This is a genomic window from Kluyvera sp. CHPC 1.2972, from assembly GCF_036759925.1.
Classification (GTDB): domain Bacteria; phylum Pseudomonadota; class Gammaproteobacteria; order Enterobacterales; family Enterobacteriaceae; genus Kluyvera.
The window spans coordinates 54,717-65,980 of the sequence record NZ_JAPKIB010000020.1 but is presented as its reverse complement, the minus strand read 5'-3'; the positions used below and the strand labels follow the sequence as shown (position 1 = coordinate 65,980).

The 11,264-nt window shown below is 56.5% G+C and carries 11 protein-coding genes; 4 read left to right on the top strand and 7 right to left on the bottom strand.

Annotated elements, in window-relative coordinates; translation table 11 throughout:
- Window positions 1-114: 114 nt before the first annotated feature.
- Window positions 115-498, top strand: coding sequence for a biofilm formation regulator BssR (locus tag V6944_RS21160; RefSeq protein WP_333500391.1), 384 nt, complete (start codon window positions 115-117; stop codon window positions 496-498).
- Window positions 499-538: 40 nt separating this feature from the next.
- Here V6944_RS21160 and V6944_RS21155 read toward each other — a convergent pair whose 3' ends face one another.
- Together V6944_RS21155 and V6944_RS21150 are read right to left on the bottom strand one after the other, a co-directional pair.
- Window positions 539-1,825 (bottom strand): ABC transporter substrate-binding protein, encoded by a 1,287-nt coding sequence (locus tag V6944_RS21155; RefSeq protein WP_333500390.1) that lies wholly within the window; start codon window positions 1,823-1,825, stop codon window positions 539-541.
- Window positions 1,826-1,849: 24 nt separating this feature from the next.
- The gene (locus V6944_RS21150) at window positions 1,850-2,929 is read right to left on the bottom strand and encodes a 1,4-beta-xylanase (protein WP_333500389.1); all 1,080 of its coding nucleotides are present in this window, start codon (window positions 2,927-2,929) and stop codon (window positions 1,850-1,852) included.
- Window positions 2,930-3,072: 143 nt separating this feature from the next.
- Between V6944_RS21150 and V6944_RS21145 the strand changes: the two genes are divergently transcribed.
- Window positions 3,073-4,083, top strand: a complete 1,011-nt coding sequence (locus V6944_RS21145; protein WP_333500388.1) for a LacI family DNA-binding transcriptional regulator — start codon at window positions 3,073-3,075, stop codon at window positions 4,081-4,083.
- A gap of 5 nt (window positions 4,084-4,088) precedes the next feature.
- On the opposite strand, the gene V6944_RS21140 is transcribed toward V6944_RS21145, so the two are convergent.
- Window positions 4,089-4,709 carry a glutathione S-transferase family protein gene (locus tag V6944_RS21140; protein ID WP_333500387.1) on the bottom strand — a complete coding sequence of 207 codons (621 nt, stop codon included), beginning with the start codon at window positions 4,707-4,709 and terminating at the stop codon, window positions 4,089-4,091.
- 232 nt (window positions 4,710-4,941) lie between these two features.
- Here V6944_RS21140 and dacC point away from each other — a divergent pair, with 232 nt between their 5' ends.
- Window positions 4,942-6,144: a serine-type D-Ala-D-Ala carboxypeptidase gene (gene dacC, locus V6944_RS21135; protein ID WP_333500394.1), complete on the top strand. Its 1,203-nt coding sequence runs from the start codon at window positions 4,942-4,944 to the stop codon at window positions 6,142-6,144.
- Between the two features lie 7 nt (window positions 6,145-6,151).
- Here dacC and deoR read toward each other — a convergent pair whose 3' ends face one another.
- A complete protein-coding gene (gene deoR, locus V6944_RS21130) occupies window positions 6,152-6,910 on the bottom strand; it encodes a DNA-binding transcriptional repressor DeoR (protein WP_333500386.1) in 759 nt (252 codons plus the stop codon).
- Window positions 6,911-6,980: 70 nt separating this feature from the next.
- Complete coding sequence (gene ybjG, locus V6944_RS21125; RefSeq protein WP_333500385.1) at window positions 6,981-7,589, bottom strand: undecaprenyl-diphosphate phosphatase; 609 nt, start codon at window positions 7,587-7,589, stop codon at window positions 6,981-6,983.
- A gap of 272 nt (window positions 7,590-7,861) precedes the next feature.
- On the opposite strand from ybjG, the gene V6944_RS21120 reads away from it, so the two are divergent.
- A complete protein-coding gene (locus V6944_RS21120) occupies window positions 7,862-9,097 on the top strand; it encodes an MFS transporter (protein ID WP_333500384.1) in 1,236 nt (411 codons plus the stop codon).
- Between the two features lie 86 nt (window positions 9,098-9,183).
- Here V6944_RS21120 and V6944_RS21115 read toward each other — a convergent pair whose 3' ends face one another.
- Both V6944_RS21115 and V6944_RS21110 read right to left on the bottom strand, forming a co-directional pair.
- Window positions 9,184-9,996 (bottom strand): Cof-type HAD-IIB family hydrolase, encoded by an 813-nt coding sequence (locus tag V6944_RS21115; protein ID WP_333500383.1) that lies wholly within the window; start codon window positions 9,994-9,996, stop codon window positions 9,184-9,186.
- Window positions 9,996-11,252 (bottom strand): MFS transporter, encoded by a 1,257-nt coding sequence (locus tag V6944_RS21110; protein WP_333500382.1) that lies wholly within the window; start codon window positions 11,250-11,252, stop codon window positions 9,996-9,998. The genes V6944_RS21115 and V6944_RS21110 overlap by 1 nt, the downstream gene beginning before the upstream one ends.
- Window positions 11,253-11,264 lie beyond the last annotated feature (12 nt).

Sequence of the window (11,264 nt, the reverse complement as noted above, 5' to 3'; positions counted from 1 at the left end):
GAAAACCAGTATTATCAACGGCTCGGAAGTGTCTAGATTATCCGTGGCGATTCATTCCTTTCGTTAAGCAATCTCATAATGAAAAAGCCAATGGGTGGCAAGGGAGGTAAATGCATGACGGATAGCAAACTGAAACGCCAGATGATGAGGCGACTCATCAATGCGCGAATTGACCTTGATGCCTATTTGCAGCTTCGAAAGGCAAAGGGGTATATGTCAGTCGGTGATAACGATCATCTGCGTACTAACCTGCTCGAACTGTGTGGCGAACTACGGGGTAACGTTGTGCCGCTTAAGCGGTGTAGTTCGCTGAACGAACTGGAAATGATGCGGCAGGCGGGTGAGGCCTTAGCGTCCGCTGCCGTGTGTTTGATGACGGGGCGCTACGACTGCCCGTCCTATATTGCGGTTAACGTGGAAACCCTGGAGCGCTGCCTGACGGCGTTGACGACCAGCATTCGTCAGCTGGATGCTGAATCACCAATGACTCATGCTTGAAATCGGGGGGACGTTTGTCCCCCTGTCTAAAGAGGTTCTCTTAGCGCATGATTCTGCGCAGAATTCGATTTGCCTGCTCCTCAAAGTTTGTTGCCGCCTGGTCTACGGTTGCCTTGCCGTAGTCGATGCTTTGCAGCGCCGCGAGGAAGAGGGCGGTGAACTGCGGGTCTTCAAGATAGGGCAGCGCCTTTGCGTGGTTTGGCAACGCGGCGGACTGCGTCAGCCCGGTCAGCACCGGATCGTCCTCTTTCAGTAACCCGGCATCGCGCAGGATCTGCGCCCCGGCCTTGCTCAGCGGCACGCCGCGCTCTAGCCCCACGGGTACCACGCCCTCTTTTTCACTCATCAGGAAGTTGATCAGCAGCGCCGCTTCCTGCGGGTGGCGGGTATTTTTACTGATAGAGAGCATCAGCGCGGTTTTATTAAACTGTCCGGCATCTTTGGCGCCTTCGCGCATCGGGTAATCGCCCATCACCAGGTCTGCCGGGTTACTCAGGTTCTGTGACTCAGCGGTGTACATCACGTTCCAGTTGTAGATACCGCCCCATTCACCGTTTATCCACGGCTTCATCTCATAGGCAATGCCTTTGCCGAAAGAGGCCATCGTGCGGGAGTCTGGCACGGTATGCGCCGCCACCAGTTGACGGTAGAAGGTGAAGGCCTGTACCAAATCGTCATGGTTCCAGCCGAGCTTGCGGGTCTTCTCATCCACCATCGGCTTCTGATTCCCTTGATAGACCCAGGAGTTCAGGAGCAGCAGTGAATCCTGCTCGGTCAGGATCAGCGGATAGTAGTTATCCCCGAGCTTCTCTTTAAACACCGGCCCGGCTTTAAGCAGGTCATCCCAGCTTTTCGGCAGCGGCACGCCAGCTTTTTTCCAGGTGGCGGCGTTGTAGTAAAACAGCATCACGTTGGCGGAAACCGGGATGGCGTTAACTTTGCCGTTCACCGTCGTGCTGGCGAGTGCCGCGGGGGAGAACTGATCGAGTCCGATGGGCTGGCTCAGTTTGTTGAGATCGTAAAAACCGTCGCCGGTTTTCGACAGCAGCGTCAGCCAGTTCCAGTTGGTCTGGATAACGTCGGCTTCGGTGTTGCTGTTAATCTGCGTGGTCAGGCGCGAGTAAAAACCGTCCCAGCCGGTGTACTCCGCCTTCACTTTAATATTGGGGTATTTGGCCTCAAAGGCGTCCAGCGCCTTTAGGGTAGCCTGATTTCGGGCTTTACCGCCCCACCAGGCAAAACGGAGTTCCACCTGATCGGCGCTGTGCGCGACAGGCATCGCACCGAAACCGCAGCAGGCAAGCAGGAACAAGGCTGACTTTTTCATGGATGAACCCTCCGTGTATTACGATTAACGATGCGTCTGGCGATAGCCGGCCAGCGTTTTCACCAGCTGCATTTCTTCTTCACACCATGGTTTGCCATCGGGCGTCAGCACGTCATGGAACCACAATGATTGAGGATCGGGATGATCTCTGTTGACGCTGGTCCACGGGATCCAGGTCTGCGTTTTGCCCTGCACCAGCCCCCATTGATAGCAGCCGGTATCGAAAGCGCAGAACAGCGGTAGCTGCTCGCTGAACGTGCAGTCCATATGCCGTGCCAGCCATTCGGTGCACAGTACCGGGCGTTGGTATGCTGTCAGGCTTTCCAGTACACCGAGCTGGCGGGCGGCATTGTTGTAGTTGTGGTAGCTGATGATGTCGGATAACCGTAGCGCGGCAATATCAATCGGGTGCTGCAGCGTGCCGTACTGGGGGTGATCAATGTGCCACGCGCCGACGGTGAGCGGCTGGCTTGGGCCCACTTCACGCGCCCAGCCGAAGGTGGCGGTCATCAGTTCTAGCGCGAAGGTCTCCAACGCTTGGTCATACTCTGCCGATTCGGTTGCTGACAGGTTTATGCCACGGTTGCCCGGCTCGTTGTAGAGATCCCAGATGGTGATGCGCTCATCATCTTTAAAACGACTGAGTACGTCGCGGACATAGGCTTCTACGCGCGGCCATTGTGCCGGGTCCATCACGATGGCCCGGCCGGGGCTTGCCGCCGCCTGGCTGTTGTGCACGCCCTCGCGCGGCGGCTTTTGCGGGCCGAGGTACGGCTCGTCGCCGGAGAAACCGCAGTCGTCCATCAGCGTTAGCATCACTTGAATCTGGTGCTTTTTCGCCAGCGTCAAAAAGGTGTCGATGCGCGCCAGCAGGCCGTCACGGTCGGCCTCCCAAACGATAAACGGCAGGTTGGTGCGCAGCGCGTTATAGCCGTAGTCGTGGGCCCAGCCTAGCTCCTGGTCGATGATGGCGGCATCGAAGGTCTCTGCCTGCCACATTTCGGTCCAGTTGACCGCGCTACGCGGCAGATAGTTAAAGCCGCATGCCCAGCCGTGCTGTTGATACCAGGCCTGCGCCTGTGATTCGCGCCATTGCGAGTGCATATTTTTTCTCCTTGCTAATAATTATTAGCTAATATTTATTAACTCAGACGCTGGACGCAATCCTGATACGGTTGAAGTGTCGGATTGTTCACAAAAAAAGCGTGGGGTAACTGTGCTATAGTCGGCGGCGACAAGGAGTGAACATGGCGAAGAAAAACAAAATAACGATGAGTGATATTGCCAGGGAAGCGGGCGTTTCGCAGGCGACGGTGTCTCTCGTGCTCAACAATAGTCGGGCGATTCGCCTGAGTGAAGCCACCCGTGAACGCGTCTATGCGGCAGCGGCAGCGCTTGGCTATCAAAAGATTATCGTGCCTCATCGTCAGGAAGGGCAGGAGGAGATTGCCCTGCTGCTGTGCGGAATGCCGAACTACGACCCCTTTGTCGAGGCCATTGGCGATGCCGTCTCCGCCGCCTGGCAACGAGATACTTTGCTGACCGTTTATGACTACGGCGACGATCTGGAGATGGCGGCGCATATTCTGCGCCAGCTTGACCAACGCGCCTGCGCGGGGATGATTCTGGCAAGCCCGGTAACCCGCGCCTTTGATTTCTCGCCGTTCGACGCGCTTATTCATAAGCCGGTGGTGCTGTTAAACCAGTACGACCCGCAGCGCCCGCTGCTGCCGACCTTTCTTCCCGATGACCGCGCCAATGCCTGCCAGATAGTCAGCCATCTGCTGTCTCAGGGCATCACGCGCATTGCGCATATCATGGGCGATGATTGGATGGATGCCAGCGTGCTGCGCCTCGAAGGGTATCGCCAGACGCTGGAGCAGGCCGGGATCGCGGTGGATGAAACGCTGATTAAACCGACCGACTGGTCGCTGAATGCCACCTTTAACGCCACGCTTGAGCTGATGCGCCTGCCGGAACCGCCGCAGGCCATTTTCTGCGCCAGCGACTGGATGACCCTTGGCTGCTATCAGGCGCTCGCCACGCTCAATATTGTGATTCCTCGCGACGTGCTGGTGTGTGGTTATGACGATCAGCGTATTGCCCATCAGCTGACTCCGGCGCTGACCAGCGTGCAGCTAGCCTATAGCGAACTGGGGAGAATGGCGGTGAACTACCTGTGTGAGGGGGATGATACGGCGGCGCATGTCCGGCTGGTGGGGAAACTGCAGGTGCGCGGGAGTAGCCAGCGCACCTGAGTGGCTTAACTCACCGGAATCATCACCACGTCGCGGAACGCCGGACGCTGTGCGAGCTGCTGATACCAGCGCTCAAGATGTGGCAGTGACGGCCAGGTTTTGACGGTTTCCAGCACGTTATAGACAAACGGCGCCACGGCGATATCACCCACGCCAAATTGCTCGCCGGAAAGCCAGGTTTGGTTCGCCAGCGTGTTGTCGAGGATCGCCAGCAGCGGCTCACAGGCTTCAATCGCCGCGTTGATTTCGGCCATGTTGCGCTGCTCTACCGGCGTTCTCACCAGCCCGAAGAGGATTTTACGGTGCACTGGCGAGAGGGTTTCGTTGGCCCAGTCCATCCACTTTTCGCTTTTCGCCCGCTGAACAGGTGACGCCTGCCAGAGGCTTTCGGCGCCGTACTGCGCCGCCAGATAACGCACGATGGAGTTTGATTCCCACAGCACGTCGTCGCCGTCTTTTAGCATCGGTACCAGGCCGTTAGGGTTAAGTGCCAGATAGGCCGCGTCGCGGTTCACGCCAAATCCCTGGCCCGCCATAATTTGCTCATACGGCAGGCCAAGCTCTGCCAGCGTCCAGCGCACTTTTTTCACGTTCGTTGAGTTATTTCTTCCCCACAGCGTTAGCATATCCACTCCCGTTTATTTAGCAGAGATTAAATGTGGGCCAAAGTAAACGCTTACGCAATCTCGATCAAAAAAAATGTCAGGTTTTCAGCACAATCAGGGGATCTTGCGTAAACTTAAAAAACTTTACCAACTCACTGTTTCTTTAAGAGAGTTTCTACGTTATTACTCACGGCCGGGTGCAGCACGGTACTGTCGTGGCGCGTTTTTGGGAATGGATACTTGGGTGGCTTTTATGATGTGCAACGCTAACTCCTTCAAGAGCCTGATGGCAGGCTCAGCGCTTTTACTTTTAGTGGCACCGGCGGTGCAGGCGGCGGAACAACTTCCGGACGCGCCAGCAATCGACGCCCGTGCCTTTATATTAATGGATTACGCCAGCGGTAAGGTCCTGACAGAGGGCAATGCCGATGAGAAACTCGACCCGGCCAGCCTGACAAAAATTATGACCAGCTACGTGGTCGGTCAGGCGCTGAAGGCGAATAAAATCAAACTCACCGATATGGTGACCATCGGGCGTGACGCGTGGGCCACCGGCAACCCGGCGCTGCGCGGCTCATCGGTGATGTTCCTCAAGCCCGGCGAGCAGGTTTCCGTCGAGAACCTCAATAAAGGGGTGATTATCCAGTCGGGTAACGATGCCAGCATCGCCATTGCCGACTACGTTGCCGGCAGCCAGGACTCCTTCGTCAGCCTGATGAACGGCTACGCGCAGAAAATCGGCCTCACCAATACCACCTTCAAAACCGTTCACGGCCTGGATGCGCCGGGGCAGTACAGCACCGCGCGCGATATGGCGCTGCTGACCAGAGCAATGATTCACGATGTGCCGGAAGAGTATGCGGTACATAAAGAGAAAGAGTTCACCTTCAATAATATTCGTCAGCCGAACCGTAACCGTCTGTTGTGGAGCTCGAACCTCAACGTTGATGGCGTGAAAACCGGTACTACGGCGGGGGCTGGCTATAATCTGGTGTCCTCGGCCACTCAGGGCGATATGCGCCTGATTGCGGTGGTGCTGGGTACCAAGAGCGACCGCGTGCGTTTTAACGAGTCGGAGAAGCTGCTGACTTGGGGCTTCCGTTTCTATGAAACCGTCACGCCAATCAAGCCGGATGCCACCTTTATCAGCCAGCGCGTCTGGTTTGGTGATAAGAGTGAAGTGAACCTTGGGGCAGGGGAAGCCGGTTCGGTGACCATCCCGAAAGGCCAGCTGAAAAACCTGAAGGCCAGCTACACCTTAACGCAGCCGCAGCTGACCGCGCCGTTAACTAAAGGCCAGGTGGTTGGCACCATCGACTTCAAGCTTAACGACAAAACCATTGAACAGCGTCCGCTGATCGTGATGGAAGCGGTCGAAGAGGGCGGCTTCTTCAGCCGCATGATGGACTTCGTGCTGATGAAATTCCACGAGTGGTTCGGCAGCTGGTTCTCGTAATATCCCGCTAATACAGCAGCGAAATTTGCTGCTGTTTTGCCAGCGCCACCAGCTCATCATCCGGGCAGATGTCGCTGGCAATCACATCAAAGCACGTCAGGTCACCCATACGGGCCGGGCGCACTTTGCCAAATTTGCTGTGATCCGCCACCAGCACATGATAGCGCGCCTGGCGCATCGCCCAGTGCTTCACCGGCAGTTCCTCAAGATTAAAACAGGTTGCCCCCATTTCAATATCGATGCCGGCTGCGGAATAGAAGGCGATGTCCGGGCAGAGATGCGAGAGCGTGTCCTGCTCGCTCAGTGGTTTGAAAATAGCATTGCTGGCGTGGAATTCGCCGCCGCAGAGAATGGGACGACAGTTGGGTTTATCCTGCAAGGCTAAAAAAGTGTTTAGGGAGTAACAGACGGCGGTAAACGGCAGGTCGTTATCAATGGCGTCGATAATCCATGGCGTGGTGGTGCCGCAGTCGAAAAAGGCCATCTGATGCGGTTTCAACAGCGCTGCCGCGTGGCGCGCCGCTCGCTTTTTTTCTTCAACCAGACGGGTTTTCTGGTCGCTTAGCAGATAGTGAGGAACGCTACGCGGCTCCAGCACGACGTAGCCGCCGAGCAGTACGACGGGCCCGCTTTCGCTGTTAAGATCGCGACGAATCGTCATTTCAGAAACGCCAAGCAGAGCTGCCGCTTCTTTGAGATGTAGCTTATCGCTACGTTTCAGTGCCTGAATCAGTTGACCCATTCGCTCGTCGCGTCGTGTTTCCATAGTTCCTCTAGCGGAAATGCCCCGGCAAGGATGCCGGGGTCAACGCGTTATTTTACCTGCGAGCGCAGGTCTAGTCACGCACCCAGCCTTTACGAATCGGCACCGAGAAGATCACGCGGTACAGCTGCTGCAGGCGTGGGTAGACGGTGGCGCCAATAAACTGCCACAGCATTTGCGACACCATGCAGCCGATAAGGCCGCTCAGGAATCCGCCGAGCATGTCCATCGGCCAATGCACGCCGAGATAGACGCGGGACCAGGCAATCGCGACGCCGACCACCATCAGCACCAGACCGGACCACAGGCGATGCCAGAACAAAAACGCCAGCGCAAAGGTGAAGATCACCGTGCCGTGGTCGCTTGGGAAGGAGTTATCCGGTGCATGGTTCAGGAAGGTGTGACCGATGTTCTCAACGAACGGACGTTCATGCGGGAACAGTTGACCAATTATCCACGACAGCGCGAGGCTGACGGCGATGGCTAACGCGACTTTAATCACCAGATGGCGCTGCGCCTGAACCTGCTTACGCGCTCCCCACAGCCACATGGCCGCGGCGAGTAGGGGGACTATCAGGATCAGATCCTGAGCAACAAAGGTGGCGAATGAAATCGCCCAAGGTGAAGACGCTGGGGTTGCGTTGATCAGCAAAAACAGCGAGTGGTTAAGATTTTCCAGCATAACGTTCCGGTTTCGCAAATGACGGTTTTATGACAGCCACCTTAAAAAGCCAATCCTGGACCGTAAAGCGGTATTGTCTGAATCACGCTATCGGCGTACAAGTGTCTGAAATTAAGGTTCTGCATTAAGTGGCGTAGAGTATAGCGCCCGCTACCTTAAGCCAATCTTAACAGCATCAATTTGTGCGAAATCGTTAAGCTGCGTGATAATTAACTATCACCACTACTGCGCATTGATTAAACTTGCGCGTTTTTATGATAGATGCGAGCCACATGGATACTTCCTCTTCTTCCCGGAAACGCTTAGGGCGTAAGGCAATTTTGTTCCCGCTTTGCCTCGTGCTCTACGAATTTTCCACCTATATCGGCAACGATATGATCCAGCCGGGCATGCTTGCTGTCGTCAAAGAATTTAACGCAGGCAACGAGTGGGTACCGACCTCAATGACCGCGTATCTGGCAGGGGGTATGTTCCTGCAATGGCTGCTTGGGCCGCTTTCGGACCGTATTGGCCGCCGACCGGTGATGCTGACCGGCGTTATCTGGTTTATCGTCACCTGTCTTGCCACGCTGCTGGTGAACAATATTGAGCAGTTTACGTTCCTGCGTTTCTTGCAGGGAGTGAGCTTGTGCTTTATTGGCGCGGTGGGCTATGCGGCAATTCAGGAGTCGTTCGACGAGGCGACCTGTATCAAAATTACGGCGCTGATGGCGAACGTCGCGCTGATTGCGCCTCTGCTGGGGCCGCTGGTGGGCGCGGCGTGGATCCACGTGGCGCGCTGGGAAGGGATGTTTGTGCTCTTCGCTGCGCTGTCGGCGATTGCTTTCGTTGGGCTGTTTAAATCGATGCCGGAAACGGCGACCCGCATGGGTGAAACGCTGTCGCTGAAAACGCTGGGCCGTGATTACCGCGAAGTGCTGAAAAACGGGCGTTTCGTTGCCGGTGCGCTGGCAACGGGCTTCGTCAGCCTGCCGCTGTTGGCGTGGATTGCTCAGTCACCGGTGATTATCATCAGCGGCGAACATGCCAGCAGCTATGAGTACGGTCTTCTGCAGGTGCCCATTTTCGGGGCGCTGATCCTCGGTAACCTGGTGCTGGCGCGTCTGACCTCACGCCGTACGGTACGTGCGCTGATTATCGCCGGGGGTTACCCGATTATGTTTGGTCTGGTGCTGGCTGCAGCGGCGACGGTGGTGTCATCCCATGCCTATTTATGGATGACCGCTGGGTTAAGCTTCTATGCCTTCGGGATTGGTCTTGCCAACGCCGGGCTGGTGCGCCTGACGCTGTTCGCCAGCGATATGAGTAAAGGCACGGTCTCTGCGGCGATGGGGATGCTGCAAATGCTGATCTTTACGGTGGGGATTGAGCTCAGTAAGCATTTTTATGAGCTGGGCGGAATTGGTCTGTTCAGCCTGTTTAACCTGGCGGGCGGCCTGCTGTGGCTGGGGCTGATGACGATGTTCCTGCGGGATAAAGCGGTAGGTAGCGGGCTGCAACCGCAGTAAATAACCCCGGAGTCGGTGCTTCGCACCTCGTCCGGGCTACCCAACACGTAGCTCGGCCAAGCGAAGCGCCGCCGGGATTGGCACAATCAAGCAAACGGCGCTTCGCCCTTCAACGCCTTATCAATGATCTCCAGCACGCCTTCTTCATTGTTGTGCGGCGCATGATAGCCCGCTACGGCTTTCACCGCGTCGTTGGCGTTAGCCATCGCAAAGCCGTAGCCCGCCTGCTTCACCATCTCAATATCGTTGCCGCTGTCGCCAAAGGCCACGACTTCATCATCGCTAACGCCCCAGCGCTCCTGCAATAATCGTAGGCCGTTGGCCTTGTGTACCCCTGGAATAATCAGGTCGATACTGCCGTGGCCGGTGGTGACGGCGGTTAGCATATGGCCGAGCTTCTCGTCGAGCAGCGTTTGCATTTGCGGCACTTTCTCGTCCGGGATATTCAGCGCGAACTTCAGGATGGTGTCATCGAGCTTATCGAAATTGTCCACCAACTCCAGGCGGTGGTAGTAGCGTACGGCAATATCGTGGAAGCTTTGGTCGTAGCTTTTTAGCGTGTAGGCGCTCTTTTTACCGCAGACGATAATCTCAATTTCCGGGCGGGTGTGCAGGAAGGCGGCGATTTTATCGACGTGGTCGCGCGGCATAGCGCAGTTATAGACGTCTTCACCGGCATCACGCACCCAGCCGCCGTTTTCGGCGACGAAGGCAATTTCGTCCACAATCTCCGGGAAGAACGAGGCTAACTGGTAATACTGGTTGCCGCTAGCGACCACAAAGTGGATCTGCTGCGCTTTCATCTGCTGATATTGCTGCTGAAAGCGCTCGCGGTTATAGGTTTTTTTATCGTTCAGGAACGTGCCATCCATGTCGACAGCGATCAGTTTAACGCTCATCAGTGACTCTCCATTACAACGCGGGGCTCAGGTTTTGCCACCGCTTTCGCCACCAGAGCGGCAATCAGAACCAGCGCCAGTACGGCCAGCATCGCGCTGCGCAGGCCGTAGTGTTCGCCGAGGAAGCCGAGCAGCGGTGGGCCAACCAGGAAGGCCAGATACCCGGTGGTGGCGACAACGCTCACACGGGTAGGGGCATCCGGGCCGGTGTCGCTGGCGGCGGAAATGGTCAGCGGGAAGCCGAGCGATGCGCCAAGCCCCCACAGAATAACCGACACGCCGGCAACCCAGGCGCTGTCGACAAAGATAATCAGGGCAATGCCCAGCGCACCCATCAGCGCGCTGGCGCGTACCACGGTAACACGGCTGTAGCGGTCGATAAACCAGCCGCCGGTAAAGCGCCCGACCGTCATGCCCAGCGTGAAGCCAGCGTAAATCAGCGAGCCGGAGGTAGGGCTAAAGCCGTGGCCGTCAACCATCAGCAGCGGCAACCAGTCGTTGGCGGAGCCTTCGGCGAAGGCCATTGCCAGTACCACCACGCCAATCAGCATCAGCTGCATATCGCGCCAGAACGGCACGCCTTTTTCCTGATGGTGCGTATCTTCCGTCGCATTTTTGCCGGTGCCTTCAGGAATGGCTTTAATGGCGATAGCGATTGGCGCAATGCCTATCAGCGCCGCCACGAAAATGTGCCACATTGCCGGTAAACCAAACGCGGTGACCGCCATACCGACGCCTGCGCCAACTAACGTGCCGAAACTGTAAAAGCCGTGCATCATTGGCAGCACGGTTTTTTTCATTTCACGCTCAATCGCCGCGCCTTCGACGTTGATCGCCACTTCGGCAGAGCCAAAGCTGGCGCCAAAAATAGCCAGCCCGATGGCGAAGATCCATGCGGAGCCGAAGTGCAGCGCGAGGCTTAAAATCATCATGCCAAAGACGGCACACGACATGGTGGTACGGATGACCTTACGGGTCCCGAATCGTTTCACCAGAAACGCGGAACAAAGGATGCCGCTCATCGAACCAATCGACAGGCCAAACAGCACGATGCCCATCTCTGCCGTCGAGAGCGATAAAATATCGCGGATTGCCGGGGTTCGTGTGGCCCAGGAGGCCATGAGTAAACCGGGTAAAAAGAAGAACATAAAGAGCGCCCACATGCGTAATTGTAGGGCTTTACGGGAGGTTAACGTTGTCATCCATTCGCGTCGGGTCGGAAAGTGTGCAGACAACACTAGCAAGCTTGTGTACATTTGTACATAACC

Excerpts from the sequence above, each read along its gene's own strand:
- V6944_RS21160 (WP_333500391.1), top strand. The coding sequence starts at position 115 with ATGACGGATAGCAAACTGAAACGCCAGATGATGAGGCGACTCATCAAT.
- V6944_RS21155 (WP_333500390.1), bottom strand. The coding sequence starts at position 1,825 with ATGAAAAAGTCAGCCTTGTTCCTGCTTGCCTGCTGCGGTTTCGGTGCG.
- V6944_RS21150 (WP_333500389.1), bottom strand. The coding sequence starts at position 2,929 with ATGCACTCGCAATGGCGCGAATCACAGGCGCAGGCCTGGTATCAACAG.
- V6944_RS21145 (WP_333500388.1), top strand. The coding sequence starts at position 3,073 with ATGGCGAAGAAAAACAAAATAACGATGAGTGATATTGCCAGGGAAGCG.
- V6944_RS21140 (WP_333500387.1), bottom strand. The coding sequence starts at position 4,709 with ATGCTAACGCTGTGGGGAAGAAATAACTCAACGAACGTGAAAAAAGTG.
- dacC (WP_333500394.1), top strand. The coding sequence starts at position 4,942 with ATGATGTGCAACGCTAACTCCTTCAAGAGCCTGATGGCAGGCTCAGCG.
- deoR (WP_333500386.1), bottom strand. The coding sequence starts at position 6,910 with ATGGAAACACGACGCGACGAGCGAATGGGTCAACTGATTCAGGCACTG.
- ybjG (WP_333500385.1), bottom strand. The coding sequence starts at position 7,589 with ATGCTGGAAAATCTTAACCACTCGCTGTTTTTGCTGATCAACGCAACC.
- V6944_RS21120 (WP_333500384.1), top strand. The coding sequence starts at position 7,862 with ATGGATACTTCCTCTTCTTCCCGGAAACGCTTAGGGCGTAAGGCAATT.
- V6944_RS21115 (WP_333500383.1), bottom strand. The coding sequence starts at position 9,996 with ATGAGCGTTAAACTGATCGCTGTCGACATGGATGGCACGTTCCTGAAC.
- V6944_RS21110 (WP_333500382.1), bottom strand. The coding sequence starts at position 11,252 with ATGTACACAAGCTTGCTAGTGTTGTCTGCACACTTTCCGACCCGACGC.